1 protein-coding gene is annotated in these 548 nt (G+C 63.5%); it reads left to right on the top strand.

Annotated elements, in window-relative coordinates; genetic code table 11:
- On the top strand, nucleotides 1-548 hold a 548-nt coding region (locus tag KHO33_RS41945; RefSeq protein ID WP_211629350.1), incomplete at both ends, for a FimD/PapC N-terminal domain-containing protein.

Raw genomic sequence — 548 nt, 5'->3', positions numbered from 1 at the left:
CGCAAGCTGCTCGAGCGGGTGGGGGTGGACCTGAAGAAGCTGACGCCCGATGTGAGCGCGAAGCTGGATGTGCCGGGTGCCTGCCTGCCCATTGGCGCGATCGTCAATGAGGCCACCAGCGAGTTCGATTTCGGCGACCAGCGTCTGGACCTGAGCATCCAGCAGGCGTCCATGAGCCGCAATGCGCGCGGCTATGTGAGTCCGGAGTTCTGGGACAACGGCGTCAATGCGGGATTCCTCGGCTACAACGCCAACGTCTACCGCTATGACAGCAGCAATAATGGCCAGAACGGCGCGCAGACCCAGGCCTATGTGGGCGTCAATGCGGGCTTCAATATCGGCCCGTGGCACTTCCGGCACACCGGCTCCTACAACTGGAGCTCCACCGGTGGTGAGCAGTACCAGGACATCGCCACCTATATCCAGCGTGATATTCCTGCGTGGGCCTCGCAGCTGACGATCGGTGAGGGCTACACCACCGGCGAACTGTTCACCTCGACGGCCTTCCGCGGGGTGCGTCTGGCCACCGACGACCGGATGCTGCCCGA

Source organism: Paraburkholderia nemoris, from assembly GCF_905221015.1.
Lineage (GTDB): Bacteria > Pseudomonadota > Gammaproteobacteria > Burkholderiales > Burkholderiaceae > Paraburkholderia > Paraburkholderia nemoris.
This window is presented reverse-complemented; position numbering and strand designations above follow the sequence as displayed.